This is a genomic window from Rhodococcus sp. C-2 (assembly GCF_027854095.1).
Taxonomy (GTDB): domain Bacteria; phylum Actinomycetota; class Actinomycetes; order Mycobacteriales; family Mycobacteriaceae; genus Rhodococcus_F; species Rhodococcus_F qingshengii.
Map to the genome: position 1 here is coordinate 22,764 of NZ_JAQGFI010000020.1, position 26,409 is coordinate 49,172.

General features: G+C 62.3%; 22 protein-coding genes and 2 tRNA genes. 11 read left to right on the forward strand and 13 right to left on the reverse strand.

All coding sequences use genetic code 11. The features are described 5' to 3' along the window. The first annotated feature begins 49 nt into the window (after positions 1–49). Both PCS43_RS30620 and dcm read left to right on the forward strand, forming a co-directional pair. Positions 50–120, forward strand: a tRNA-Cys gene (locus tag PCS43_RS30620). Between the two features lie 159 nt (positions 121–279). Beyond that, the gene (dcm, locus tag PCS43_RS30625; RefSeq protein ID WP_063316884.1) at positions 280–1,575 is read left to right on the forward strand and encodes a DNA (cytosine-5-)-methyltransferase; all 1,296 of its coding nucleotides are present in this window, start codon (positions 280–282) and stop codon (positions 1,573–1,575) included. Between the two features lie 82 nt (positions 1,576–1,657). Here the strand turns inward: dcm and PCS43_RS30630 are convergent, their stop codons facing one another. Together PCS43_RS30630 and PCS43_RS30635 are read right to left on the reverse strand one after the other, a co-directional pair. Next, positions 1,658–1,783 carry a hypothetical protein gene (locus PCS43_RS30630; RefSeq protein WP_255246884.1) on the reverse strand — a complete coding sequence of 42 codons (126 nt, stop codon included), beginning with the start codon at positions 1,781–1,783 and terminating at the stop codon, positions 1,658–1,660. A 394-nt stretch (positions 1,784–2,177) separates the two neighbouring features. Beyond that, a complete protein-coding gene (locus PCS43_RS30635) occupies positions 2,178–2,825 on the reverse strand; it encodes a TetR/AcrR family transcriptional regulator (protein ID WP_209909214.1) in 648 nt (215 codons plus the stop codon). A 97-nt stretch (positions 2,826–2,922) separates the two neighbouring features. Between PCS43_RS30635 and PCS43_RS30640 the strand changes: the two genes are divergently transcribed. Next, positions 2,923–4,713 carry an N-acyl-D-amino-acid deacylase family protein gene (locus PCS43_RS30640; RefSeq protein WP_209909213.1) on the forward strand — a complete coding sequence of 597 codons (1,791 nt, stop codon included), beginning with the start codon at positions 2,923–2,925 and terminating at the stop codon, positions 4,711–4,713. After that, positions 4,710–5,555 (forward strand): alpha/beta fold hydrolase, encoded by an 846-nt coding sequence (locus PCS43_RS30645; RefSeq protein ID WP_209909212.1) that lies wholly within the window; start codon positions 4,710–4,712, stop codon positions 5,553–5,555. The genes PCS43_RS30640 and PCS43_RS30645 overlap by 4 nt, the downstream gene beginning before the upstream one ends. A gap of 73 nt (positions 5,556–5,628) precedes the next feature. Here the strand turns inward: PCS43_RS30645 and PCS43_RS30650 are convergent, their stop codons facing one another. The 3 genes from PCS43_RS30650 to PCS43_RS30660 are packed head-to-tail and all read right to left on the reverse strand — an operon-like array spanning position 5,629 to position 8,727. Next, a complete protein-coding gene (locus PCS43_RS30650; protein WP_209909209.1) occupies positions 5,629–6,768 on the reverse strand; it encodes a sulfotransferase family protein in 1,140 nt (379 codons plus the stop codon). 7 nt (positions 6,769–6,775) lie between these two features. Then, positions 6,776–7,558: an SDR family oxidoreductase gene (locus tag PCS43_RS30655; protein WP_007726165.1), complete on the reverse strand. Its 783-nt coding sequence runs from the start codon at positions 7,556–7,558 to the stop codon at positions 6,776–6,778. A gap of 2 nt (positions 7,559–7,560) precedes the next feature. Further along, on the reverse strand, positions 7,561–8,727 hold the full coding sequence (locus tag PCS43_RS30660; protein WP_030537322.1) for a hypothetical protein: 1,167 nt from the start codon (positions 8,725–8,727) through the stop codon (positions 7,561–7,563). Between the two features lie 116 nt (positions 8,728–8,843). On the opposite strand from PCS43_RS30660, the gene PCS43_RS30665 reads away from it, so the two are divergent. From PCS43_RS30665 to PCS43_RS30685, 5 genes are all read left to right on the forward strand, one after another. Further along, on the forward strand, positions 8,844–9,779 hold the full coding sequence (locus tag PCS43_RS30665) for a helix-turn-helix domain-containing protein (protein ID WP_063316881.1): 936 nt from the start codon (positions 8,844–8,846) through the stop codon (positions 9,777–9,779). 143 nt (positions 9,780–9,922) lie between these two features. After that, the gene (gene cysD, locus PCS43_RS30670) at positions 9,923–10,849 is read left to right on the forward strand and encodes a sulfate adenylyltransferase subunit CysD (protein ID WP_003941285.1); all 927 of its coding nucleotides are present in this window, start codon (positions 9,923–9,925) and stop codon (positions 10,847–10,849) included. Beyond that, the gene (cysC, locus tag PCS43_RS30675) at positions 10,849–12,693 is read left to right on the forward strand and encodes an adenylyl-sulfate kinase (RefSeq protein WP_003941334.1); all 1,845 of its coding nucleotides are present in this window, start codon (positions 10,849–10,851) and stop codon (positions 12,691–12,693) included. Before cysD ends, cysC begins: the two co-directional genes overlap by 1 nt. Beyond that, on the forward strand, positions 12,690–13,844 hold the full coding sequence (locus PCS43_RS30680; protein WP_209909206.1) for a 3'(2'),5'-bisphosphate nucleotidase CysQ: 1,155 nt from the start codon (positions 12,690–12,692) through the stop codon (positions 13,842–13,844). Before cysC ends, PCS43_RS30680 begins: the two co-directional genes overlap by 4 nt. Further along, positions 13,841–14,212: a nuclear transport factor 2 family protein gene (locus tag PCS43_RS30685; RefSeq protein WP_054186750.1), complete on the forward strand. Its 372-nt coding sequence runs from the start codon at positions 13,841–13,843 to the stop codon at positions 14,210–14,212. The genes PCS43_RS30680 and PCS43_RS30685 overlap by 4 nt, the downstream gene beginning before the upstream one ends. A gap of 9 nt (positions 14,213–14,221) precedes the next feature. Here PCS43_RS30685 and PCS43_RS30690 read toward each other — a convergent pair whose 3' ends face one another. Beyond that, complete coding sequence (locus tag PCS43_RS30690) at positions 14,222–15,373, reverse strand: N(5)-(carboxyethyl)ornithine synthase (RefSeq protein WP_042445537.1); 1,152 nt, start codon at positions 15,371–15,373, stop codon at positions 14,222–14,224. 233 nt (positions 15,374–15,606) lie between these two features. Next, entirely contained in the window at positions 15,607–15,984 is a 378-nt protein-coding gene (locus PCS43_RS30695) for a MarR family winged helix-turn-helix transcriptional regulator (protein ID WP_003941367.1), read from the reverse strand. A gap of 85 nt (positions 15,985–16,069) precedes the next feature. Between PCS43_RS30695 and PCS43_RS30700 the strand changes: the two genes are divergently transcribed. Further along, positions 16,070–17,599 carry an MFS transporter gene (locus PCS43_RS30700; protein WP_007726177.1) on the forward strand — a complete coding sequence of 510 codons (1,530 nt, stop codon included), beginning with the start codon at positions 16,070–16,072 and terminating at the stop codon, positions 17,597–17,599. Between the two features lie 73 nt (positions 17,600–17,672). Here PCS43_RS30700 and PCS43_RS30705 read toward each other — a convergent pair whose 3' ends face one another. The 4 genes from PCS43_RS30705 to PCS43_RS30720 form a co-directional block, all read right to left on the reverse strand. After that, positions 17,673–19,550, reverse strand: a complete 1,878-nt coding sequence (locus tag PCS43_RS30705; RefSeq protein WP_209911639.1) for an FAD-dependent monooxygenase — start codon at positions 19,548–19,550, stop codon at positions 17,673–17,675. A gap of 2 nt (positions 19,551–19,552) precedes the next feature. Beyond that, entirely contained in the window at positions 19,553–20,881 is a 1,329-nt protein-coding gene (locus PCS43_RS30710; RefSeq protein WP_075833726.1) for an MFS transporter, read from the reverse strand. A 128-nt stretch (positions 20,882–21,009) separates the two neighbouring features. Continuing rightward, complete coding sequence (locus PCS43_RS30715) at positions 21,010–21,936, reverse strand: LysR substrate-binding domain-containing protein (protein WP_165639706.1); 927 nt, start codon at positions 21,934–21,936, stop codon at positions 21,010–21,012. A gap of 89 nt (positions 21,937–22,025) precedes the next feature. Beyond that, a tRNA-Arg gene (locus PCS43_RS30720) sits at positions 22,026–22,101 on the reverse strand. 243 nt (positions 22,102–22,344) lie between these two features. Here PCS43_RS30720 and PCS43_RS30725 point away from each other — a divergent pair. Beyond that, a complete protein-coding gene (locus tag PCS43_RS30725) occupies positions 22,345–24,714 on the forward strand; it encodes a phosphoketolase family protein (RefSeq protein WP_003941371.1) in 2,370 nt (789 codons plus the stop codon). A 55-nt stretch (positions 24,715–24,769) separates the two neighbouring features. Here PCS43_RS30725 and PCS43_RS30730 read toward each other — a convergent pair whose 3' ends face one another. Both PCS43_RS30730 and PCS43_RS30735 read right to left on the reverse strand, forming a co-directional pair. After that, positions 24,770–25,489 carry a DUF305 domain-containing protein gene (locus tag PCS43_RS30730; RefSeq protein ID WP_047270160.1) on the reverse strand — a complete coding sequence of 240 codons (720 nt, stop codon included), beginning with the start codon at positions 25,487–25,489 and terminating at the stop codon, positions 24,770–24,772. After that, positions 25,482–26,309: a DUF3105 domain-containing protein gene (locus tag PCS43_RS30735; RefSeq protein WP_209909202.1), complete on the reverse strand. Its 828-nt coding sequence runs from the start codon at positions 26,307–26,309 to the stop codon at positions 25,482–25,484. The genes PCS43_RS30730 and PCS43_RS30735 overlap by 8 nt, the downstream gene beginning before the upstream one ends. Positions 26,310–26,409: the final 100 nt, after the last annotated feature.

Sequence of the window (26,409 nt, forward strand, 5' to 3'; positions counted from 1 at the left end):
GCGGAACTGTGGTTCGAGATCGTCACTCAGGGCAGAGTTACTCACTGACGCGGGTGTGGCTGAGTGGCTAGGCACCGGCCTGCAAAGCCGTTCACACGGGTTCGAGTCCCGTCATCCGCTCGTGTCGGAGACCGGCAGGCATATCGCCTGCCGGTCTCTCTTGTGTGGTCCCGGTTCGCGGGGTCGGCTGCGATAGTCTGGGCTGCCGGAGCGAGCGGACCACATGAGTGAGGCACTGAATTGATTTCGGGACAGGACCTGCGATCGCGGCGCTTGCACGTGGGGATCAGTCAGTTCCAGTTCGCCCGCCAGGCGGGAGTCTCGTCAGCAGTCGTCTCCGCGTGGGAACTCGACAAGGCATATCCGAAGCCACCGGTTGAGCGAGCAGTCCTCACGGCCCTCTCCGCGTTGGAAGCAGCCAAGCGTGAGGGCACGTACGCGGCCCCCCGGAAGCGATCGAGCGGTAGTACCCGTGCGCGTCGAGCGACACCGGTCAACGACCCCGCCTCGGTGGCCAGGCGTGCGGTCGCGGGGGCAGGAAACGGTGGCCCCACCGTATTGACGGCGTTCTCCGGTTGTGGCGGTATGGCCGAAGGCTTTCGGATGGCGGGGTTTTCGGTGGAGGGATACATCGAAGTCGTGCCGGAGGCGCGCGCGACCTTCGATCGGAACTTCCCCGGCGCGAAGTGCCTCGGTGAGGACATCCGGGCGATCGACGAAGCCCGGGTGAAAGATCTTCTGGCACAGGTGAATATCGATGTGTTGGCCGGGGGGCCGCCGTGTCAGGGTTTCAGTCTCGCCGGCCGGCGAGACCGCGACGATCCGCGTAACCATCTCTTCCGGAACCTACTCGAGCTCGCCGATCTGGTGAGGCCGAAGGTCGTGGTGATGGAAAATGTTCGGCTGCTGCTGAGCATGAAAGACCCGGACGGTGGGATGGTCGTCGACCGGATTCTCGGCGAGATGGCTGCATGCGGTTACGACGCGTCGGTCAACACGGTCAATGCGCAGGATTACGGCGTCCCGCAGTTCCGGGAACGAGTGTTCATCGTGGCGACCCGCCGCGACAGTGGTATCGGGCCGCTGCGTTTCCCGCCGAAGACTCACGGCGTGAATGATGTTGCGCCGCTGAGGACTTTCCGCGACGCCACCGTCGATCTGGCCCCGCTGGAATCCGGGCAGGCCTGCGAGACGGACCCGCTGCACTGGGCCGTCGAACATCCCGAGCACGTCTTGCGGTGGCTGCGTGATGTACCGGAAGGAATGTCGGCTCACGACAACGAAGATCCGGCCATGCGACCGTCGTCCGGATACAACACGACGTACAAGCGCCTCCGGTGGGACGAGCCGGCGTCCACGGTCGGAACCACTTTCGGGATGATCTCGGCTTCACGCAACGTGCATCCGAAACACACGCGATCGTTGACCGTTCGAGAAGCTGCTCGCCTCCAGACCTTTCCCGACGACTACGTCTTCGAGGGTAAGTGGGGAGCGGTGCGCACGATGATCGGCAATGCGGTGCCGCCGCAGCTGGCGTCGGTACTGGCAGGAGAGATCAAGAAGGCACTCGGCTGAGATAGGGCACCTACGGAAAATGGGGCCGACGATGTCGGCCCCATTTCGAGTTACGCCCTGGCAGGGGTGTGGTCCAAGCGAATCAGCTGAGGTTGAGCTTGGCGATCAACGGCTGGACGACCTTGATGATGTCGATGACGGCGCTGAGGGTGTTGATGGAACCCATGTTTCGGTCCTCCGTGTCGTATGTACAGGTTTGTATGTACAAGGTTGTGTCTGCGTGGTGTTTCTGTACGACCTTGTGTCGCAGACACAAGTTAGCAAACTGGACGCTTGTTTGGGTCGAAATGACCGCTTTGCGCTGAAGTTGCTGAAAAGTTCACGGATTGTTCAGGAACGTAAACAAAAAACAGGCCGGACTCCCCGAAGTCCGGCCTGTCGATGACGCTTTGCGATCAGCTGAATGCCGAAAGTGCGCTGATGAGGCCGATGCCCGCAACTGCGACCTTGAGGACACTCAAGACGTCTTCGAGCTTGACACCCTCGGGCAATACGTTTTCGACAGACTCCATGTTGGATCCTTCATGTGTTGGGGTCGTGGTCCAGTGCCACTGCAAGCAAGATACCCAATCGTGACCACCTGTGAAACCCCGGCACGAAGATCACAGTTGTGTTGCGCCGGACTCACTGGCCGTCGCGGCAACGGTGGCTGCCACTATTTGCTCCACGCTGATGCCCGCTGCCGGTAGGCAGTGGTAGAAGATTCGTTCGCAAAGGTCGACCATTTCGCCTCGCTCGAGCGTCGGCTCGTCGATCCAGTTGACGACGATTTCCTCCATGAATGCCTGCCACCCGGCGATTGTCGCCTCCACGGTCGCGTTCGATTCGATGCCTAGATTCGTCAGCGCAGCGACGATCCACGTGGTGAAAGTGCGGCGCATGCCTCGGTAGATCGTGCGCATTCGAACGTCGCCACTGCCGGCCATACGCATCACGGCGAGGTAAATGGTGGGGTGCTCGATAACGGCGTCGACGAATGTCTCGATACCTGAGCGCAGCTGGGACGTGATGGGTAGCTCGGGATCCGGTCGCATTCGATCTTCGAGATCGGCCGAGGCGGCCTCGAGGATGGCGTTCTGGAAACCCTTCTTGTTCTTGAAGTAGTGGAACAGCAGTGGCGGCGAGACACCGGCCTCGGCTGAGACGCGATCCATCGACAGTTGGTCGAAAGGCTCGGTCCGCAGCATCTGTACTGCCACCTCGAGGATTTGCCTCTGACGGTCTTCGGGGGAGCGGGGGACTGCAGCCATTCCGTCATCTTATGTATTGGTTCGGAAGGTTCATTGACTTTTACTCAACGCTGTCTATAACGTGAGGTAACACATACGTGAGGCGAGGAGTCCGACAGTGTCTGCTTTCGACATCGTGGTCAACGACGGGTTGTGGTTCGACGGGACGGGGGCTCCAGGTCTGCGTCGTAATCTCGGAATTCGAGACGGCGTGGTCGCGGAGGTGTCCACCACGAGCCTGGAGATCGGGCCGGACACCGAGGTGATCGACGCGGCCGGCAAGTGGGTTCTCCCGGGTTTTGTCGACGTCCACACGCACTACGACGCCGAAGCCTTGGTCAGTCCAGGCCTTCCGGAATCGGTTCGCCACGGCGTCACGACGGTCGTGCTCGGCAATTGCTCGCTGTCGACGGTGTATTCGACGCCGCGCGAGATCGCGGATCTGTTCAGCCGGGTCGAAGCAGTTCCCCACGACGCGGTGCTGCGCATCCTCGAAGCGAACAAGACCTGGACCGGTCCCGCGGCGTACACCGCCGCCCTCGAAGCCCTTCCCCTCGGACCCAATGTCGCGGCCTTCATCGGCCACTCCGACATCCGCACGCACGTACTCGGACTGGGGCGCGGTACCGACAAGAAGGTCAAGCCGACTCGCTCGGAACTCGGCCGGATGGGCTCGATGCTCGAGGACGCCATCGATGCTGGGATGCTGGGCCTGTCGTCGATGACCAATGCCCTCGACAAGATCGACGGCGACGAATACCGTTCTCGCTCTTTGCCGTCGACGTATGCACGGTGGAAAGAGTTCCGATTCCTCAACCGCATCCTTCGCGATCGCGGCAAGATCTTGCAGAGCGCTCCGACCATCAACCTGCATCCGAACGTCGCGGCGTTCTTCGCCGAAAGCTCCGCGATCGGACGTAAGAAGCCGCTCAAGACGTCGCTGCTCTCTGGTGCGGATTCGAAGGCCTACCCGGTGATCGTGTACTTCATGCTCGCTGCGGCCCCACTGCTCAATCGCTTCGCCAAGACCGATTTCAAGTGGCAGCACCTTCCGGTTCCCTTCACGGTCTACGCGGATGGAATCGACCTCGTCGTGTTCGAGGAGTTCGGTGCCGGCGCCGCCGCTTTGCACCTCAAGGACCAGGTGGAGCGCAACGAACTGCTCCAGGACGAGTCGTACCGTCGCGCATTCCGTAAGGACTACGACAACAAGTTCTCACCGCGCATCTGGCACCGCAATTTCTACGACGCCGTCATCGTGGGATGCCCGGACGAGACGTTGATCGGCAAGAACTTCGGTCAGGTCGGTGACATCCGCGGAGTGCACCCGGTTGATGCGTACCTCGATCTGGTGGTGAAGTACGGGCGAGATCTTCGCTGGTGCACCACCATTGCCAATCACAGGCCCAAGTTCGCGAAGAAGCTCGCCGCGAGTTCCGGTGTGCAGATGGGCTTCGGCGATGCCGGCGCGCATCTGCGCAACATGGCGTTCTACAACTACCCCGTGCGACTCCTCAAGCGCGTCAAGGACGCTCAGAGTGACCGTAAGCCGTTCCTGACCATCGAGCGCGCAATCCACCGCCTGACGGGCGAATTGGCGGACTGGTACGGCATCGACGCGGGGCATCTACGCCAGGGTGACCGAGCGGACTTCGTTGTCATCGATCCGGCCGGGCTCGACGAGTCGGTGGACGGGTTGTTCGAGGCAAAGGTGCCCGAGTACGGCGGGATCAGTCGAATGGTCAACCGCAGCGACGATGCGGCCGTCGCGACAGTGATCAACGGCCGACTCGTCTACCGCGACGGCGAATTCGCCCCCGGATTCGGCATCGAAAAGACAGGCCAGTTCCTGCGCGCCGGTGAAAAGGCTCCGATTACGCGGGCCGCGAAGACTAGCGTGGCGCTATGACTACACCGGCGGATCGCCTCACCTCGTACTCCCGGTCCGGGCTGACCTTCGACGTACGCGACGAAGGACCCGCCGACGGTCCGGTCGTGGTTCTCCTGCACGGATTTCCGCAGGATTCGAGCTCGTGGGATCAGCTCGCACCGCTACTACACGCCCGCGGCTTCCGGACCGTCGCACCGGATCAGCGAGGGTACTCACCCGGCGCGCGGCCGAAAGCGCGCTGGGCGTACCGCGGGTCCGAACTAGCTGCTGACACTGTCGCACTGATCGACGCACTCGGGGTGGGCAAAGTGCACCTGGTCGGCCACGACTGGGGTGCCGCAGTCGCATGGCAGGTGGCCGCCGAACGGCCGGACTTGCTCGATACCGTGACCGCGGTGTCGGTTCCGCATCCACTGGCGTTCATCAAGGCGATGGTGACCAGCACACAGGGACTGAAGTCGTGGTACATGGGGGCGTTCCAATTGCCCTTCGTCCCCGAGAAGATTCTGTCCTCCACGTCGGCAGGTGAAAAGTTCCTGATTTCGAGCGGGCAGACGCCGGAGAACGCGCGGCGCGATCTGAACGCCATGCTGGCTCCCGGCCGCCTGCGCGGTGGTCTGAACTGGTATCGCGCGATGTGGATGACCAAGCCGAACCCCGCAACTGCCAGGGTCACCGTGCCGACCCTGCACGTCTGGAGCGACGGCGACGCCGCCATCGGGCCCAAGGGTTCTGCGCTCACCCCCGCGTTTGTCGACGGTCCGTACCGGTTCGAGGTTCTCAGCGGCGTGAGCCACTGGATTCCGGACGAGGCGCCGGTCGAGTTGGACCGACTGCTGGGTGAGCATCTCAGCAACTGACCGCGTTTTGATCACTGAAGCCCCGCCGATCGGCGGGGCTTCAGTTGTCAGCAATGTCGTCGGCCAGCGGTGGTCAGCGAGTTCCGAATCGCTCTTCCACCTGCTCCTTCGTCAGGCCGAACTCCTCGAGCGTGTACTTGTGCGACGGTTTGCGAGCACCCGAGCGGCTTTCCTCGTGCATGGCCTCCATCGACTGCTGGGCGGTAGATGTCAACGGGATGTCGAAGTGCGTGTAGATGTTCTCGACGGTTCCCAGTGGATCGGTGACGAAGTCCTGATAGTCGACGTCGATGAACTGCGCGGGATTGTGGTGTGCGCGTGCACTGTCGAACTGCTCGAGCCCCCTGGCCCACAATTCGAGCTGACTTTCGCCGATCACCTTGTCGGTGAACGTGTTCGACCAACCCTCTGTCGCCTGGGCGGCCAGGCTGCACACCGACGGAATGATCGTCGTAGGGGAGCGGTGAGTCTGGATGACAAGCGCGTCGGGGTACGCCTCCATCAATTCGTCGAGCGCAAACAGGTGGCTCGGGTTCTTGAGGACCCACCGTCGATCCTGATCGGGCAGACCGATCAGCTGCAGGTTCTTCTTGTGTCGTGCATAGGCGTTCGACCACTCCTGGTCCTTCAGCCATGCGGAGTACGTGGGTAGATTTGCCAGGCACTCGTACGACACGGACTTGAACGTCTGACGCAAGAGTTGCCAACATTCTTCGACTTCGCTGGCCGACATGTAGTGCACGCCCATGAATTCGGGATGCTCGACGTGGTGTTGACCGAATGTCTCCTCGATCTTGGCGAAGACCGGGTTCGATTCCCACGTATCGCGAGGCGGGCGAGGCTGAGGGAACTCGGTCAGCCACATCTCGAGGCCCTGGTGAGCCGGGTCGACCGTGAGGAGGCGGTGTAAGGCAGTGGTGCCCGTCCGTGGCAATCCGGTGACGAAGATCGGCCGCTCGATCTTGACGTCGGCGTGTTCCGGATGCTCCTTCCACGCCGATTCGCTGAGCAGACGGGCCACCAGGGCGCCGCGAAGGAATACCCGAGAGATCTTGCTGCCGAAGGGCGTCAGATCCTCGTCGCGGTCGTAGGACTCGAGGAGGACCGACAGAGCCTCGGTGTAATCGTCGGCGCCGAAGTCCGTCAGGCCGGTCATCCGCGTCGCCGAGGCATGGAGATCCTCGACGGTGCCGACGTGAGTGCGTTCAGTCATGGTGCTCCTAGTGATGGAATTCGCCGCAGTTGACGTCGATGCATTGGCCGGTGATCGCGCTGGCCATCGGGGACGCCAGGAAGATCGCCGCATCGGATACTTCATCCGTCGTCGGCAGGCGCTTGAGGTCGGTGTTCGACGCAGTGTGCTCGTAGATCTGCTCGACGGTCATGCCGAACTTCTCCGCCTGGTGCGCGAAGTATCCCTTGAGGGTGTCGCCCCAGATATAGCCGGGTGCAATCGAATTGACACGAATTCCCTGCGGGCCGAGTTCGGTGGCCAGGGACTGCGACATGGCGAGCAGGGCCGACTTCGCCATCTTGTAGCTGCCGTAACGCTCTTGCGAATGCCGCAACACCATCGAATTGATGTTCACCACGGAGCCGTCCGACTCGGCAAGTGCCGGCGTGAACAGCTGAGTCAGGCGCAACGCACCCAGTACGGTCAGTTCGATGCTGTCGCGGATGTGCTGGTAATCGGTGCGAGCCAACGGTTTCATCGACGGAATCGAGAATGCATTGTTGATCAGAGTGTCCACTTTGCCGTAGGCGGCAATGGACTCGGCCACCAGATTCTCGGCGGAAGCCTGGTCGGTGATGTCGGTGGCAACGGTGACGGCGCGCCCACCGGCATCGACTATTTCTTTCGCAACGTCGTCGAGTCGCGATTGCGTACGTGCTGCGAGAACAAGACTCGCGCCGGCCGACGCACATCGAAGGGCCAGAGCGCGGCCGAGTGCCGGGCCGACTCCGGAGATGACTACTACACGGTCTTCGAGCAAGGCGGTCATGATTACCCCAGCATTCGGTTGTCGATGGCGGCCTGGCGCTGGGCAATGCGTGCTGCCCAGTCCTCGGCGGTGATGGCGTTGGTGTCGAAATGCGGCAGGTGCTTCGCAATATCTGCGACGGCGACGATTTCGACGGTGGGACCGTCCTGCGGCGTCAGCTCGCGGGACACGCGCTGCCAACGGAACTGCAGAATGCCGCGCGGATGTCCGACGGTTTCGATCCAGTTGGTGACACCGGGGTTCTTCTCGCTGACCACCATTCGAACCATCCCGTCCGGATCGACCTGTGCCTGGCCGTTGTTGAGGGAGGTCTGATGATTGACGTAGTCCAGTGAGATGTACCAGAGGCTCCCCAGTTGGAAGCCGAGATACGGTGCGTCGGAGGCGGGAACGGTGATGATCATCGCCTGCTCGTCGGTGAGTTCGTAATGTCCCACCGACGAGTACTGCGTTGCCAGCCCGCCCGGTGTCAGGCGTGGTTCGGTCATGGTGTTGACCGCGAGCTTGAGGTAGAACCACTCCGGGAACTGGAGCCACGTCTTGACCCGCGTGACCAGTGCCTTCCCAGCCCGGGCGTAACGCTTCTCGGTCTCTTCGGCGGTGAGAGGTGGCGGCGCGATCCCGATCGAATCGGTGCGCTCGATGCGGATCACGCCGCGCTGCTGACTCCAGTCGCTGTAGACCTCGCGAACAACCAGCTGCGAGGATCCGGGCGCCAGGGTGTAGTAGTTGGCTCGTCCGTCAGCGGGGCCGGGGCCGAACCAAGCGACGAAGTTGCCGTCGTCGTCTATCTCCAGCTCGCGGTCGTCGAAGGCAATTTCGCTTCCGGGAACGTTCGAGTTGGTGTAGTTCCCACTCAACACTTGGAAGCTGAGATCGGCTGTGGTGCCGCGCTTTCCGGTGACCTTGTATTCCTTGTCGTCGTTGATTCGGGCGCCGAAGTACAGAGTGTCGGGGTTGTCGAGGCCCATCTTGGTGAATGGTCCGGTGCCCTGGATGAAACTCGGATGGGTCTTTTCGCCGGCCCAGGCGGCATGCGTCGTCGCGATGATTCCGCCGGCCAGATATTGGTATCCCTCCAGTAGATCCTGTTCGGATCTGATGTGCGGCGCAGTCTCGATCAATTTCTCGGCTTCGGCGATCGCCTCGGCAAACGGGTCCGTCAGCACGCTGGCTCCTCACAGTTCCGACTATGTCGCCGGTCCAGAGCGTCGTGGTACAAATATGTACCTATTTGGTAGATGTTGGGTATTTCGACAATAGAACGCGTTCTAGGGAGTGGTCAATGGGTGGACCGGAGAAGACGCCTGAAGAGGGACGCCCGAAGGGGAGACAATCGCCTCCCACCGAACGGGTGGTTCAGGTGCTCGACTACCTCGTCGGCCGCCCTGATCAGCGGTTCGGGCTGTCGGAACTGGCCCGCGCGCTCGAGATCAGCAAGCCCACCTGCTTGGGAATCCTCACGGCGCTGGCTGATCGTGGATACCTGACTCGGGACGAGGTGTCGAAGACCTATGGGCTCGGTCCGGCCTTGATCGCGGCCGGACGTGCAGCTCAGCGAGGATTTGCCGTCGGACCCATTGCCCGCACCCATCTGGAGAAAGTGAGCACGGAGTTCGGGACGACGTGCACGGCGTCCGGTGTGATCGGTGATCAGATCAGCGTTCTCGAAGTGACCGGACCGATCGGCGCGCGTCGCGCTGCCAAGGTCGGTCAGGTGTACCCGTTCGCTCCGCCGGTCGGGCTGATGTACGTCCTCTGGGGTTCGGATCACGACATGGACAGTTGGCTGAGCAAAGAGCCGAGCCTGCCGGTGCGCTTGGATCGCGAGCGTCTGTGGAACGTGGTCCGCGAGTGTCGGGCTGCGGGGTATCTGGTCGAGAGTCTGGATCCCGTCGGGCAGCGACTGCACACGCTGATGGCGGGCGTTGCGACGCACGATCTTCCGCCGGAGGTGCGTGAACTGCTCGGTGAGATGGTGTCGAGCCTGGGCGAGAGGGTGTATCTCGGACGCGACATCAGCTCTGACGACGAGCATCCCGTCAGTCTCATCGCGGCCCCGACCTACGACGCCGAGGGGCATCAGGCCCTTGTGCTGACACTTTATGTGGGTGGGGCGATCACGGGCGCCGAGATCGAGCGCCGCGCCGCGGTGCTGGTTGCGGCGGCGGATGCGGTGACGGCGGAAGTTGGTGGCAGGAGTCCGGTTCGCGGTCTGTGACGTCTTATTGCCGGTCATTGACCTTTGGGTAGAACGAGTTCTATTCTGTGATTGCGTTCAATTTAGAACCAGTCCGGTACATAAATGTACCGATGCGGAAATGGTGTTCCGCACGGAGTACGTGATGCTCAGGAGCGAAAGACATGGCAACACTCCAGACCCCGCCCGCCTACGAGTTGTCGCATCTGCGAGCACTCGAAGCGGAGGCGGTCCATATTTTCCGCGAAGTCGCAGCGACTTTCGAAAAGCCGGTCCTCCTGTTCTCCGGAGGTAAGGATTCCGTCGTGATGCTGCACGTAGCGGCCAAGGCATTCTGGCCTGCCCCACTGCCGTTCGCTGTGATGCACGTCGACACCGGTCACAATTTCGACGAGGTGATCGAATTCCGCGACCAGACGGTCGATCGCTTCAACCTGCGTCTTGTCGTCTCCAGCGTGCAGGACGACATCGACGCCGGACGCGTCATCGAGGACACCGGAGTCGGTTCCAGTCGCAATCGCCTGCAGACGCACGCGTTGCTGCGCGGAATTCGCGACAACAAGTTCGACGCCGTGTTCGGTGGTGCTCGCCGAGACGAGGAGAAGGCGCGCGCCAAAGAGAGGGTGTTCAGCTTCCGGGACGAGTTCGGGCAATGGGATCCGAAGGTGCAGCGACCTGAACTGTGGAACCTGTACAACGGCAAACACCGTAAGGGCGAACATATTCGGATCTTCCCGCTCTCCAACTGGACAGAGCTCGACATCTGGCAGTACATCGAGAGCGAGCAGATCGACCTCCCCGGCATCTACTACGCCCATCGTCGCGAGGTGGTTCCACGCGACGGAATGTTGTTGGCACGCACCCGTTTCCTCGAGCTTCGCGCCGGCGAAGAGTCCTACGAGGCGTTGGTGCGCTTCCGTACGGTCGGCGACGCAACGTGTACCGGATGCGTCGAATCGTCGGCCGAAACACCGGGCGCTGTCGTGGAAGAAGTTGCGGCGAGCCGTATCACGGAGCGTGGCGCAACCAGGGCTGATGACCGGATTTCCGAAGCTGGCATGGAAGATCGTAAGAAAGAGGGGTACTTCTGATGCCGCAACTGCTGAGAGTCGCTACAGCGGGCAGTGTCGACGACGGAAAATCGACACTCATCGGCCGGTTGCTCTACGACTCCAAGTCGATCTTCGAGGACCAACTCGAGGCCGTGGAACGGAGCAGTCGAGAACGCGGCGACGAGTACGCCAACCTCGCGCTACTGACCGACGGATTGCGCGCCGAGCGTGAACAGGGCATCACGATCGACGTGGCCCACCGGTATTTCGCGACCCCTCATCGGAAGTTCATCATTGCGGACACTCCCGGGCACGAGCAGTACACCCGCAACATGGTGACCGGCGCGTCGACGGCCGACCTTGCCCTGATCCTGGTGGATGCTCGCAAAGGGGTGCTCGAACAGACGCGGCGGCACGCCTTCTTGTCCACTCTCCTGGGGATACCCCACCTCGTGCTGTGTGTGAACAAAATGGACCTCGTGGGCTGGTCTCAGGAACGGTTCGAGGAGATCAAGGAAGAATTCCGACAGTTCGCGATCAAACTGGACGTCCACGACCTGACGTTCATTCCGGTCTCGGCGCTGTTGGGGGACAACATCGTTGCCCGGACCGAGAACATGTCCTGGTACGACGGGCCTTCTCTGCTGCACCATCTCGAGCAGGTGCACATCGCGTCGGATCGTAATTTGATCGACGCGCGTTTCCCGGTGCAGTACGTGATCCGTCCGCAGAAGCAGACCGACGCCGACCTCCACGATTTCCGTGGATACGCCGGAACGGTGGCCAGTGGCGTCTTCAAGCCCGGCGACGAAATCGTGGCTTTGCCTTCAGGATTCACCTCGACGGTGAAGGCAGTCCACGGGCCGGGCGGTGACGTGATCGACGAAGCGTTTGCGCCCTCGGCCGTATGCATCGAGCTGACCGACGATCTCGACGTCAGCCGCGGGGATCAATTGTGTCGGCTCAACAACCGGCCGCAGGTCGGGCAGGAAATCGATGCGATGGTCTGTTGGTTGACCGAACAGACAACTCTGTCGGAGAACAATCGCTACTCGTTGCTGCACACCACGCGCTCCACGAAAGCGCAGATCGTCAAGCTCGACTACCGGCTGGACGTCAATTCTCTGCACCGCGACGAGAAGGCAGAATCTTTGTCCCTCAACGAGATCGGCCGCATCTCGATCAAGACGCAGCAGCCGTTGATGTTCGATCCCTACCGCCGCAACCGCGTGACGGGCAGCTTCATTCTCGTGGACGAGACCACGGGCAATACCGTCGCCGCCGGAATGATCAACGGTCCGACACTCAAGGAATCGCGCGTCGTCTGGCACAGTTCGGAGGTTTCTCGCGAGGAACGTGCGACTGCCGGCGCCACCGTCTGGCTCACCGGTCTCTCGGCCTCGGGTAAGTCGACGATCGCGGTGGAACTCGAGCGGCGGTTGGTGGCCGCGGGTATCCCGGCGTACCGCCTCGACGGCGACAACCTCCGGCACGGATTGAACGCGGATCTGGGATTCAGTGCCGATGACCGCGCCGAGAACGTCCGCCGAGTCGGCTCGGTGGCGCAGTTGTTCGCTGATTCAGGTGCAGTGGCAGTGGCCTGCCTGATCAGCCCGTACCGCGAAGATCGTGATCGAGTGCGGGCGGCGCACGAGGCCGCCGGGCTGAAGTTCGTCGAGGTCTACGTCGACACCCCGATCGAGCAATGTGAAGCCCGAGACCCCAAGGGCATGTACGCCAAGGCCAGGGCCGGGGAAATCACGGGATTCACCGGAGTCGACGATCCCTACGAAGCTCCGACAAGTCCCGAGTTGGTGATCAGACCCGAAGACGGAACGCCTACCGAACTTGCGCTGCGAATTATGGAAGTGTTGGACCGGTGAGCGAATCCACACACAGCAGAATCGCCGACGAGGCACTCGCGGCGGAATTGGCGCAGGCCGCCGGTGCGATCCTCCTGGGGATCCGAGCCGAGGGTCTTGGTGTCGACGGCGGTCGTGAACTGGGTCGCCGGGGCGACAAGGCCGCCGATTCCTACATCCTCGACCGGTTGGCTGCCGAGCGGCCGGGCGATGCCGTGCTCTCTGAGGAATCTGCCGACGATCGCAGTCGTCTGGATGCAGCTCGGGTCTGGATCATCGATCCGCTGGACGGCTCCAAGGAATACGGCTTGCCGAATCATGCGGATTGGGCAGTGCACGTGGCGCTTTGGGAGCGCGGTCGCGGAATTACCGCAGCCGCGGTTGCTCAGCCGGCGCTCGGAGCGGTGTACTCCAGTGGCGACGAGGCAGCTTCGGTTGCCGCCAACTCGCCGCTCCGCGTAGTAGTCAGCGGATCGCGACCACCCGCATTCACCGAAGCGGTGGCAGCCGAACTCGGCGCCGACGTGGTGCACATGGGATCGGCCGGCGCCAAGGCGATGGCGGTGGTGCGCGGCGAGGTCGACGCGTACCTGCACGCCGGTGGGCAGTGGGAATGGGATTCGGCTGCACCCGTCGGCGTCGCACAGGCGGCGGGACTGCATTGCAGCCGCATCGACGGTTCGCCGCTGCTCTACAACGAATCTCATCCGTACCTGCCGGATCTCGTGATCTGCCGACCGGAGTTGTCGGAGTCGATCCTGGGCGCAATTGCCAAGCACTCCACGGAGTCTGCGGTCAGCGGACGCGTCGCCATGGCGCGTGAATACGTGAACGCATTGCTCACTCATGACGCAACGAAGGTCCGCTTCGCCGCCGACGCCTGGCGGGTCGAGAACGGTCAGCGAACCGGTGACAGCGGCGCATTCATCAGCAACGAGCTCGAACAAGGCCAGCAATATCGCGGAATCGTGGCGATACGTGAACTCGCGCTGCGTGAGTGGGGCGAGAGCGTCGTAGCCCGGTATCTGCTCGACCTCGGAACACCTGGCCAGGCACCGGCCGTCACGGTTTTCGTGACCGAGTACTTCGGGATACCGGCAGGTGAGATCGAAAGCATCATGGCAATCATCGAACCCCACGGAGACGATTCGAAAGAGGCTGGCACACAATGACACCGGACAAGCTGGTCACCGAATTCTGCGCACTGTGGGCAAATGCCGATGTCGCGAAAATCGTCGAGTACTTCACCGATGACGTCGTTTATCACAACATCCCGATGGAGCCCGTGGTCGGTCGCGAGGCCGTCCGGGCGTTCATCGAGCAGTTTGTCGGTGCCTTCGGCAACATCGACTTTCAGATCAAGCGTCAGGTCGCGGACGGCAACACCGTCATGAACGAGCGCGTCGACGTTTTCACCATCAACGGCGCCGAGGTAGCGCTCCCGGTCATGGGGGTGTTCGAAGTCGAGGACGGAAAGATCAAAGCCTGGCGCGACTATTTCGACATGGCACCGATCAATGCGGCAGCCGGCCAGGCCTGATCGGGGCGCCTACTCCGCGATGAAAGCGTGCGGGTAGTCCGACGAGCGGTGCTGGAAACGTGTGATGGCGGGATTCACGATGACGCCGTCCCGGATTTCGATGGCCCGATCGACCGTCTCGTCTGCCTTCCAGGCCGTTTCTCCTGCCATCACAGTGGGCAGGTAGGGAAGAAGTGATTCGCTGATCTCCCACGACGCGGAGTTCCACAGGTACGACGGGCTGTGATCGACGCCGTAGTAAGTGATGTTGTCGCCGACGATGAAGGTCGGATCCGCGAACGAGGTGGGACGAGCCCAGCTGAACCCCATACCTTCGTCGCACGAGACGTCGACGATGAGGCTTCCCGGTTGGAAGTCCATGAGATCTTCCTCGGTCAGGAACGTCAGTGGGGCGTCCGTGTTCTGCAGTACGCAGTTGACGACGATGTCGTGCTCGGCCAAGAAGCCGGGCACCGGCACGCTGTGGTTGTCGAGCATGACGTGGCTGCCACGGACGTCACCGTTGTTGTTGTCGAACGAGACCATGCGCGCCGAGTGGATGGGGGAGCTGACCGCGGTGACTCCACGCTGGGTGAGGACGTCCACTTCGTGGATACCGTGCGCCTTGAGTGCTGTGACCGCGCCGCGTGCAGTGGCTCCGAAACCGATCACGGCAGCGGTGAGACGCCGGCCGTAATCACCGGTGGAACCGATCAACTGCAGGGCGTGCAGTACCGAGCAATAACCGGCGAGCTCGTTGTTCTTGTGGAACACATGCAGATTGAACGATCCGTCGCTGTGCCAGAAGTTCATGGCCTCGAAGGCGATGAGAGTCAGTTTCTTGTCGATCGCGATCTGTGTCAGTTCGGTGTCCTGGACACAGTGCGGCCAGCCCCAGAGAACCTGACCTGACCGTAGTTCGGCGAGGTCACGCACCAACGGCTTCGGTAGCAGAACCACATCGGTTTCCGCCAAAATCTGCTTGCGCGTGCGGATTCCGGCAACGAGGCGCGAGAGGTAGTCGTCGGAGTAGCCGAAGGGGTGGCCGTAGCCTTCTTCGAGGTAGATCCGAGAACGTAGTTCGGCATCGATGCGATCGAAATGCGCAGGATGGATCGGCAACCGGCGTTCTGCCGGTTTGCTCGACTGTCCGATGACTCCAAGGGTGCGTGCGTTGTTCAATTGTGTATCTCTCGATAGGAGCAGGTAGAGATGTCAGGCAGGAGCCTGAGGGACTAGCAGAAGCCGCAGGAACGCTGGCAGATTGCCTCGGCCAGGACCGCGTGAAAGCGTGCTGGCTGCGCTGCTGTCGATCGCCGACGACAACAGAAAGGCGCGTCGGTATGTGCTCAGTCTAGTCCGGAACGGCCCTCGCCCGGTGGCCGGGCGCTGTGTCGTGCTCCGCTGACGTGTGGCTACTGCTCGCGCAGGCGTGAATCCAGTACGGCCAGTTGGATTTTGCTGGCGTCCGCGTGTACCTGACGTCCTTTGTCGGTGACGTCGACGAAGACTCCGCGCCGGTCGGCCTCGCACAGTGCTCGCTGAACCAGTCCGGCCTTCTCGAGACGGGCCACGCTACGGGAGAGCGCGCTGGGGCTCAGGTACATCTCCGAGGCAAGCTCCTGCATGCGTGGACGTTCGCACGTGGCGTCCATGAGTCGGTCGAGAGCCTCGAAGTCGCTCATGCTCAGCCCATGCGCCGACTGCATCTGGCGATCGAGTTCGCACGCGATGTCGTTGTAGCTGGTCGACAGCGAGCGCCAGGTGTTGCGCAATTCGGATTCCGACGTCACGACCGCATTCTAGTTGAAGACTCGATTACGTGCAATTGCATTAAATGCTTGTGCATTATGTGCATGTGCATCTATTCTCGCTGACGTGACTTGCACAGACTCGACACTCAAACCATTCGATTCGCCGGAAGCCCCGGTTTCTACGGAATCCTCGGATCCGGCCACAGGGGAGGGCTGGTCCCTCAAGCTGTGGGGCATCCTCGCGGTGCTCTGCCTCGTGTTGTTCCTCGACGGTCTCGATGTGTCGATGGTGGGCGTCGCGCTTCCGTCCATCGGCAATGAACTGGGCCTGTCCACTACCTCGCTGCAGTGGATCATCAACGGCTACGTCCTCGGATTCGGCGGCCTGTTGCTACTCGGTGGACGTACCGCCGATCTTCTCGGGCGCAGGAAGGTCTTCCTGATCGCACTGACCGTGTTCGCAATCGCCTCGCTGGTCGGTGGCCTTGTCGACAACGGAACACTGCTGATCGCATCACGATTCGTGAAGGGATTGGCCGCGGCCTTCACCGCTCCGACCGCAATGTCCATTCTCACCACGACGTTCAAGGAAGGTCCGGCCCGTAACCGTGCGCTGTCGGTGTTCTCCGTGTTCGGCGCCAGTGGTTACTCGTCCGGTCTGATCCTCGGTGGGCTGTTGACCAGTGCCGGTTGGCGATTCACGTTCCTGATGCCGGTTCCGTTTGCCGTCATCGCGCTGATCGGTGGGTACTTCCTCATTCCGCGGGACCGTCCCGCAGATACCGGGGGACACGATCTCGTCGGCGCCGTCACCCTGGTGACGGGAATGCTTCTCACGGTGTACACGATGGTTTCGGCTCCGACCCGTGGATGGGCACACCCGATGACGCTGGGTTCGTTCGCCGTCGCAGCCGTGCTTCTGGCGACGTTCTTCTTCGTGGAGAAGAAGGTGGCGCATCCGCTTGTGCGACTTGGGCTTCTGCGCGTCGGCACCATCGTTCGTGCGAATCTGGCCATCATCGCGCTCTTCGGTTCCTACCTGAGCTTCCAGTTCATGATGACGATCTTCCTGCAGTCGGCCCTCGGCTGGTCGCCCCTGAAGATGGCGATGGCACTGCTGCCCGCGGGCATCATCGTCGCCTTCGGATCACCGTTCGTCGGACGGCTGGTCGACCTGTACGGCAGTGCCAAGCTCATCATCGCGGCACTGACGTCGCTCAGCGTCGGGTACCTCTGGTTCCTCTTCGCGGGCAGCGATTCACCGTCGTACGTCGTGGCGATTCTGCCGAGCGTCATCCTGCTCGGACTCGGATTCGCGCTGGGGTACACCTCGATCATGGCCCAGGCCACCTCGGGTGTCGACGACTCGGAGCAGGGTTTGGCGTCCGGGCTGGTGAACACCTCCGCTCAGGTCGGTGCGGCGCTCGTGCTCGCTCTGACCACTGCCCTCGTAACCGCTGGATCGCACACCGCGTCCGGCGCCGGTACCGCCGGATTCGAGCAGTTCCATCCCGGACTGATCCTGGTCACCGGGGTCGCGCTGGTGGGCTTGGCGATCACCGTCTCGCCGCTGGTACGTGGAAGGTCGCAGCGGGGAAGATCCGTGCGTGAAATGCGCGCTGAGGAAGAAAAGGAATTGGCCGAGGTCAACTGAATACTCGCTTCATCCGCGAATGCGCTCGGCCGCGTAGGGGACAATCCTGCGCGGCCGAGTTGCTGTGTCTGAACTATCGCGTGGCAGATTTCAGGGCAGCGTCTTTCAGTGCTACGTCGAAGGTCGTCGACGTAGCTTGCGAACCGAGAATCAAGGCAAGGCGCGCCAACATGGCTTCGCGGTCGGACGGATCAGCCTGATCCAGTGCATTCGACAGTGCCAACCAGACGTGTTCGCGGTGGCCCTCGTCGTCGACCACCGCAGTTGTCGCCGACTGTGCCGTATCGAAGTGCGTCGGCGCAGTGCCGGCGGTGAGGTGTTTGGCCACGTCGTTCAATTGCGTGGGATCGCTGATGCGGCACAGCACCAATCCGTCGGGCCGAATCACGAAGATTTCGCCGACACGAGCGCCGAGGGCAGATGCGAGATTGCCTTCGGCATCGGGAACCGTGGAGTCGGTAGTTCCCACGGTGATCACGCGTACGGTTTCCGGTGCAAGGGCCTGAGCAAGGATTTCGGCTTGCGTGTCGAGTTCGGATACCAGCTCAGCTGACAGTCCGAAAGCCAGCAGGCCGAATCCAGTACCGCGCAGACTGTTCAAGGAGGTAGATGAACCGTCCGCCGAGACCTGGACGACCCTGTCTTCCAACGGATCGCCGGGTAGTACGCCCTCGGCGCCCGCAGCTGTCGGCCACGTCAGCGGGGAGAGCCGGGCGTGCGTCGCACTCGACTGGCGCGGGTTGATGAGGTGCGCGAATTCGCTTCGCTTGGTGGCGAGTTCGAGTACGGCATCGCGGGTGGTCCGGTAGCCGTGACTTCCCGGCGACATGATGAGCGTCGACTTGCCTGCGTTGTCGACGTTCTGCTGCCACGCGCTGCGACGTTCCTTCGAATACGCGTCGAGGATGGTGGAATCGGCAGCTCCGTTGATGACGGCGGCTAGTTGCCACACCAGGGTCTCGGCGTCTTCCATGCCCGAGTTCAGGCCGCGCACACCGAAGATCGGAACGAGATGCGCGGCGTCGCCGGCAAAAAGCACACGGCCGTGAGTGAAATCTTCCAGAGCGAGTGCGTGGGCGCGGTAGAAGCCGAACCATTCCAGGGTCCAGGGGATGTCGCTCTGGAGCCATTCGAGGTGACGCGTGATGCGGTCACGGATGCGATCTTCTTGCGTCTCCGCTTCCGGATCGTCCGAGGCGTCGAGCTGGTAGTCGATGCGCCAGATGTCCCGTGGTTGGCGATGCATGATGATCGTGGACCCCGGGTTGCTGGGTGCGTCGAACCACACCAGACGCTCGGCCGGGAGTTCCGATTCCCAATGAATGTCGGCAATGACGTAGTTGCCCTCGTAGCTGTTGCCCTGCAAGCGGATTCCGCTGAGTTCGCGCATCTTGCTGCGTCCACCATCGGCGGCAACGACCCACGCCGCGCGCAGTTCGCGGGTTCCGAACGCGGTGTCGACGGTCAGAGTCACCTCGTCGTCACCGACGGAGATGCCGGCGATCGACGACGACCAGTGGAAGTTCACCAGTGGGTAAGCGAGCAGCTTGTCGGTCATGATCTGCTCGAACTCGGATTGCGAGACGTTGACCATGGGTCCACGCGCGTCGTGCTCGGCGGATGCCATGCGGAACTGCAGTACTTCCTGATCGCGGTAGTAACTCCGACCACCCACCCACGGCAGAACGATGTCTTCGAGCTCGGCACCGAAGCCGAGGCGTTCGGCAACTTCGAGGCTGTGGCGTGACACGCAGATCGCGCGACTGCCGAACGAGACCTGATCGGCTGCTTCGAGAATCGTGACGGCAATGCCGCGCTGCGCCAAGCCCATGGCTACGCCCATGCCGACGGGGCCGGCTCCGACGATCACGACGGGAAGTGCGTCGGCCGAAGGCGCCAGGGAAGCGAAGTCCTCGGGTGCGTACTTCTTCGGATGAAAGTAGGTCGACATGGTCACGAGGCTTTCTGTGCGGCAGTGTTTTTCGGGATCAATTGAGGTTCCGGGAGCAGCAGGATGGAAACCAGGCTGATCACGGCAATGATCACGAAGTACACGGTGATGGCGAACGAGGTGTCGAAGGCGGCGTAGAGCGCGGTGGCGATCATCGGGGCCAGACCGCCGCCGAGGATTGCGCCGATCTGGTAGCCGAGTGACGCTCCGCTGTAGCGGATGTGTGCGGGAAACAATTCGGCGAACAGTGCCGCTTGTGGGCCGGCGCAGCAGCCGAGCGTGAAGCCGAGGGCGATCATCGATACGAGCATCACCGGAACGATCGCTGTGTCGATCAGCGGAAAGAACACCGCTGCCGCCACTACCAGGGTGATCGAACTGCGGATGTAGACGGTCCGGCGTCCGAGAGTGTCCGACTTGTGAGCGCTGAAAGCCATTCCCGCCATCCAGAACGGGCAGGATGCGATGAGAAGGAAGAGCATCGTGGTCTTGCTGAAGCCGAGTTCGGTCTCGCCGTACTTGAGGACGTAGACCATGTACGCGTAGGCAATTCCGTTGGTGGCGATGAAGGTTCCACCGGCGAGGAGCACTGTCTTCCAGTGTCTGGTGAGAACCTCGAGAATCGGCATGGACTCCGCCGGTGCTTCGGACTTCGACGCGGTGAACTCGTCACTTTCCTCGAGGCCGAGTCGGATCCACATCGCAACGCCCACCAGAACTGCGCTGAGCAGGAACGGGATTCGCCATCCCCAGGAGTTGAATGCATCGTCGTCCATGAAGGCGGCGAGGGGGAGATAGACGAGATTGGCCACCAGTACGCCTGCGGGAACACCGATTTGTGGTGCGCTGCCGTACAGCCCCTTCCTGCCCTCCGGTGCGTTTTCGGTGGCGACCAGAACTGCGCCGCCCCACTCGCCGCCGACACCGAGTCCCTGAACGAATCGCAAGGTCACCAGGAGTATGGGGGCAAAGACGCCGATAGCGGCGTAGTTGGGTAGCAGCCCGATGGCAACGGTGGCGCAGCCCATCAGCATCAACGAGGTGACCAACATGGATTTGCGTCCGATGCGGTCGCCGAAGTGGCCCATCACGATTCCGCCGATGGGACGCGCGACGAATCCGACGGCGAGGGTGGCGAAGGCGGCGAGGGTGCCGGCCAGATCGGACGTGCCGGGGAAGAACTGCTTGCCGAGCACGAGTGCGGCGGCGGTGCCGTAGATGAAGAAGTCGTACCACTCGATGGCGGTGCCGACAAAGCTGCCGAGGGCGGCCTTACGCGCCTTGACCGTCGCGGCGGCGCGCGTTGCGGTCGGTGAGGCGATGGAGGTCATGAAGTGCCTTTCGAGATGAATGTGGCTTGAAGAAACAATGACGTGCGCCACAACAATTGAAAAGCGAAAGAATTGGAGGTTCTTGCACGGAAAATACGTGGAACCAGCTCCGCTGCCTGGTAGCGGGACTATTGGGCAGGTTCTGAGGGTGAAACGAATTCTATGAAAGCGCGTGCGACGCGGCTGAGGCGAGTGTTCTGGTGCCAAGCGAGAACTACGTGCACCGACGGCACGGCGGGGGAAGCGATGGTCTTGACGACCACCTCGAGCCCCTCGTACGTGACGTCGATCTTGGGCCGCTGGAGTAGCAGCGTCCAGCCGAGGCCACGGCCGACAAATGCCCTCGCCGTCTCGAAGTTCGCAGTTCTGTAGGCAACCTTCGGGGCGAATCCGCCTGCGCGACAGACGTCGAGCGCGTGTTTGGTGCTCGGCGGCGCGTCGAGGAGAACCATCGGGTGTTCCGCCAGGTCCGGAAGATGGATCGGTCGCTCGGACCGCGCGAGTGGGTGTTCTGCACCCAGGACGATCAAGGGTTCGCGGATGGCCAACGGAACTGTGCGCAATTGTGGAGACAGGTCCAGGTCGTAAGCGATTGCGAGGTCCAACTCGCCGTTCTCGAGATGTGTCTGGAGCCGATTCTGAGTGTCCTCGCGGAACTCCACCTGCGCGTCAGGATTCTCACGGGTGAACACGGCGATCATCGACGGCAACACCGTCGGCCCCAGAGCGGGATAACAGCCGATCGCGATGGGCCCCGACACGCTTCCGCCGGTTCCGAGCGCATCGGATTCGAGTTCCCCGGCTTGCTGAAGTAGCGCCCGGGCGCGCACCAGAACGGATTCACCGGTGCGGGTCAGTTGAATGCCGAATGAGCGACGGCGAACGCACAGTTGAACTTTGAGCGCGCGTTCGAGTTCGGTGAGCGCCGCGGACAGGGCGGAAGGAGAGAGGTGCAGGCGCTCGGCCGCGGCACTGATCGTTCCGGTCTCGGCTACCGCGACAAACGCAGCAAGCTGACGCATCGTGTACGTGGGAGCAGGATCGATGCGAGGCATGAGATCGACAGTAGTCGGGTAGATTGCCCTGAATATTTTGGTGTGGCACCGTGAAGAGGTCGACGATCAATCGCTGACCTGCGTCTTCGTGGTGCCCCCGGCAGGATTCGAACCTGCGACCTTTCGCTCCGGAGGCGAACGCTCTATCCCCTGAGCTACGGGGGCGCACCGAACTTTCGGTGTGCCGATTGGGCTGCGTTAGCGTAGCGCATCACGGGGGGACAAGACCAAACCGGCACCCGTCTCGGCATGGCGTCCTCGCGTGAGGTAGTCGAGGATGCGGCCGGGGACCATGGTCGTCGAATCATCTGTACCGACTGACTCGGATGCTTTTTACGCCTAGGCTCGGCTCTGAGCACAGGCTCGGGCGGACTGCTCGGGCACCCTCGTGAGGTACGGGAGTCGTTGATGACCGATCACCACTATTCCGAAGACCAGCTCGCGCTCGACCTGAAGTGGTGGGCAGCGGCCAACTACCTGACCGTCGCGCAGATCTATCTGAAGGACAACACGCTTCTGCGGGAACCGTTGCGTGCCGAGCACATCAAGCCCCGACTGCTCGGGCACTGGGGGACCAGCCCCGGCTTGTCGATGATCTACACGCTCCTCAATCGGCACATCGTCGCCACCGGCGCAGACTGGCTTTACGTGACCGGTCCCGGGCACGGCGGTCCGGCGCTGGTCGCGTCGACGTATCTCGAGGGAACGTACTCGGAGATCTATCCGGAAGTCTCGGACGACGCCGAGGGCATCCACCGGATGTGTCGGCGATTCTCCGCTCCCGGCGGAGTGCCCAGCCATGTGAGTGTGCAGACACCCGGAAGCATCCACGAAGGCGGCGAGCTCGGCTACGCCCTTGCCCATGCGGCCGGCGCTGCCTTCGATCATCCGAACCTCGTGGTGGCCTGTGTGATCGGCGACGGCGAAGCGGAGACCGGGCCGTTGTCCGGCTCGTGGAAGCTCCCGGCGTTCCTGAATCCACGACGCGACGGCGCGGTGCTGCCGATCCTGCACGTGAACGGTGCCAAGATCGCCGGGCCGACGGTCTACGGACGCAGCAGCGACGAAGACATCCAGGCCTATCTTGGTGGACAGGGGTGGGCGCCGATCGTCGTCTCCGGTGACGACCCCGACGCGGTGTTTCCTCAGCTGTATCAAGCGATCTCGCAGGCGCACGAGAAGATCCGCGAGATGCAGGGTGCCGCACGCCGCGGAGAGGAGTGGACGGGTTCGTGGCCGGCAATCGTGTTGCGGACGCCGAAAGGATGGACCGGTCCACACACCGTCGACGGAATCTTGGTCGAGGGCACACATCGTGCGCACCAGGTGCCGTTGTCCGGCGTGCGAAGCAACGAATCACATCTGCGGCAACTCGAAGAGTGGATGCGGTCGTACCGTCCGGACGAGTTGTTCGACGCCAACGGATCACTCGTCGCGGAACTGGCGGCGCTGTCGCCGACGGGGGACAAGCGCATGGGGAGCACTCCCTACGCGAACGGTGGACGACTTCGCGTCGATCTCCCGATGCCGCCGCTCGAAAAGTATGCGCTTCCCATCCAATCCCCGGGTTCGACCTTCCACGAGACGACGCGAGTTCTCGGCGAGCTTCTGCGCGACATCTACGCCGCCACGGAAACCGAGGACAGCGGCGGGATCTTCCGACTCTTCTGTCCGGACGAGACGTCGAGCAATCGCCTCGGCGCCGTATTCGAGACAACCGATCGCTGCTGGCAACTGCCGATCACCGACTACGACGACGGGCTGTCCGCGGACGGTCGTGTCATGGAGGTCCTCAGCGAGCACCTCTGCGAGGGATGGCTCGAGGGCTATCTGCTGTCGGGCCGACACGGGATGTTCGCGAGCTACGAAGCATTTGCGATGGTGAGCGTGTCGATGCTCATCCAGCACGCCAAGTGGCTCCAACATGCCGTCGACCTGCCGTGGCGGGCGTCTGTTGCTTCGCTCAACGTGCTGTTGACCAGTACGTGCTGGCGCAACGACCACAACGGATTCAGTCATCAGGGCCCCGGCATGATCGACGCCGTTATTCCCTTGGCACCCAGTGTGATCCGCGTGTGGCTGCCGCCGGATTCCAACACGTTGCTCTCGATCTCGGATCACTGCCTGCGTAGTACCGACCACGTCAACCTGATAGTCGTGGACAAGCAACCGCACCTGCAGTACCTCACGCTCGAGCAAGCGCACGAGCACTGCGCGGCGGGCGCTTCGGTCTGGGAATGGGCCGGAACCGAGGCTCGCGGACAGGAACCGGACGTGGTCCTGGCCGCCGCGGGAGATGTGCCGACGCAGGAGATCCTGGCTGCTGCACAGTTGCTGCGCGATCACACACCCGAACTGATCACCCGCGTCGTCAACGTCGTCGATCTGATGGCCTTGCTGACGCCAACCGAGCATCCCCACGGATTCGGGGAGCGGGTCTTCCTCGATCTGTTCTCTGCGCAGACCGACGTCGTGTTCGCATTCCACGGATACTCGCGTGCCGTGCACGAACTGATTCACGGGCGTCCGAGTCCCGAGCGCTTCCACGTTCGCGGATTCAGTGAACAGGGAACAACCACAACACCGTTCGACATGGTTGTCCTCAACAAGATGAGCCGCTACCACCTGGTGATCGAGGCGCTACGACGCTCCAAGCGTCGGCCGGCCGGGGCGTCCGAGTTGGCGGAGTTCTGCCGCACACAACTCGAAAAGCACTCGCGTTACATCGTCGAGCACCTCGAAGACATGCCGGAAGTAGAAAACTGGACCTGGTCCTGAAATTCAGGACCAGGCCCAGTTGGGTCTGAACATTCTCGGCTCAGTTCAGTTCTGCTCAGTTCATGGGCAGTGGCATTGCGCCGCGAGCTGCCAACATGTCGGTCATCAGCTTGGACTCGCTCTGCTGCGTGTTGACCATCGTCTGCGCCAGGCTGCGCACCGGCCCCTCGGTGGCGTCGGCTGCTGCGTACTCCATCATCGGAAGCCCACCTTCGTGGTGACGAAGCATCAGCTGCAGGAACAAGGTGTCGAGTTGCAGACCTTCCGCTGCGCGGAGAGCCGCAAGGTCCTCGGGGGACGCCATGCCGGGCATGGTGTCGACCGGCCCGGAATGACTCATGTCCATCGTGGCCGAAGTCCCGTGCGATCCATGGCCGGAGCCCGAATCCGACGACATCCACTCCATGTACGGGCCCACCTTGGACAGCGGCTGATCCCACATGGTCAGCCACGCCTGCATCTGACCGAGCTGGTTCTGCTGCGTGGTCAAGATGTCGAACGCCAGCGTGCGTACGTCGTTGTCCGTGGACTTCGTCAGGGCGATGGACGCCATGTCGACGGCCTGGCTGTGATGCACGCTCATGTCCTGCGCGAAGCCCACGTCCACCGAATCCGAAGCCGGAACGGTCAGTGACGACTTCGCATCGGGTCCGAGGAGGTTGGTCAGTGCGCCGAGCGCAAAACCGACGGCGATCGCGCCGATCAGACCGATGATCAGCAGTGCGGTGCGCTGACTCGGCTTCGAAGACTGATCGGTGTTCGTCGAACTATCCACCGGCGGGAATCTGTTCGTCGGTGGCCGGGGTAGCGCCCGTGCCGTCCATCTGGATGGCGTCGGTGCCCGGAGGTGTCGGATCGAACGGCGACGTCGACGGAGTGAACAGCGGGTTGGTGCAGCTCGCGCCGACCTCGGGGTAGACGTTCGGGTTCTGGTTCAGCGCAGTGATGAACTGATCGATGCGATCGTCGTCGGCCTTGTCGATCTCGAGGCGATGGCCCCACGACTGCAGAGAAATGGGGCTGCTCTGACCGGGGTACGGCGACATCAGCATGTAGGACTTGCCGTTCACGCGTCCGGCGAGACTGTCGATCTGGTCCTGGTCGACGAGATCGGGGTTGTACGTGATCCAGATGGCGCCGTGCTCGAGCGAGTGGACGGCGTTCTCGGTGCGAATCGGGTCGGCGTACACGGTTCCGGTGCAGTTAGCCCAGGTGGCGTCGTGTGGGCCACCGAACGGCGGGGTCTGGTCGTACGCCACGCGCTGAGTGGAATCGACGTGCTGGCCGGCCGGGTACTCGATCTTGAGGACGCCGTCGATCTTGTCGGACGGATCCTTGTTCTCGGAGCTGTACTTGTACGGCTCGAGGGCCTGCCGCTCCTCGACCTTGGGCCACAGATTGATACCGAGCACGGCGATGAGTGCGAGCACAGCCACACCGGCGCCGATCGACAGCCAGGGGATCTGGCGGGGAGCGGGGACGCCGCCCTTGCCCTTCTTGGCCGGCCGACTGTTCTTGTTGGCGGCCTTGATGGCCTTGGCTGATTTGGCCCCGGAGTTCTTGTTGGGACCGCGACTATCGGAACCGCTTGGCATCGATTGGGCTCTTTCGGTGTGTGGGCTTGAGGTGTGGCGCGCCCGCGCATGAAGGTACGCGGTGGTAGCTCGGGCATTACCACTGTACTTTCCGAGTCTG

Excerpts from the sequence above, each read along its gene's own strand:
- PCS43_RS30685 (WP_054186750.1), top strand. The coding sequence starts at position 13,841 with ATGACACCGGACAAGCTGGTCACCGAATTCTGCGCACTGTGGGCAAAT.
- PCS43_RS30710 (WP_075833726.1), bottom strand. The coding sequence starts at position 20,881 with ATGACCTCCATCGCCTCACCGACCGCAACGCGCGCCGCCGCGACGGTC.
- cysC (WP_003941334.1), top strand. The coding sequence starts at position 10,849 with ATGCCGCAACTGCTGAGAGTCGCTACAGCGGGCAGTGTCGACGACGGA.
- PCS43_RS30715 (WP_165639706.1), bottom strand. The coding sequence starts at position 21,936 with ATGCCTCGCATCGATCCTGCTCCCACGTACACGATGCGTCAGCTTGCT.
- PCS43_RS30655 (WP_007726165.1), bottom strand. The coding sequence starts at position 7,558 with ATGACCGCCTTGCTCGAAGACCGTGTAGTAGTCATCTCCGGAGTCGGC.
- PCS43_RS30645 (WP_209909212.1), top strand. The coding sequence starts at position 4,710 with ATGACTACACCGGCGGATCGCCTCACCTCGTACTCCCGGTCCGGGCTG.
- PCS43_RS30735 (WP_209909202.1), bottom strand. The coding sequence starts at position 26,309 with ATGCCAAGCGGTTCCGATAGTCGCGGTCCCAACAAGAACTCCGGGGCC.
- PCS43_RS30705 (WP_209911639.1), bottom strand. The coding sequence starts at position 19,550 with ATGTCGACCTACTTTCATCCGAAGAAGTACGCACCCGAGGACTTCGCT.
- PCS43_RS30650 (WP_209909209.1), bottom strand. The coding sequence starts at position 6,768 with ATGACTGAACGCACTCACGTCGGCACCGTCGAGGATCTCCATGCCTCG.
- cysD (WP_003941285.1), top strand. The coding sequence starts at position 9,923 with ATGGCAACACTCCAGACCCCGCCCGCCTACGAGTTGTCGCATCTGCGA.
- PCS43_RS30635 (WP_209909214.1), bottom strand. The coding sequence starts at position 2,825 with ATGGCTGCAGTCCCCCGCTCCCCCGAAGACCGTCAGAGGCAAATCCTC.
- PCS43_RS30725 (WP_003941371.1), top strand. The coding sequence starts at position 22,345 with ATGACCGATCACCACTATTCCGAAGACCAGCTCGCGCTCGACCTGAAG.
- PCS43_RS30665 (WP_063316881.1), top strand. The coding sequence starts at position 8,844 with ATGGGTGGACCGGAGAAGACGCCTGAAGAGGGACGCCCGAAGGGGAGA.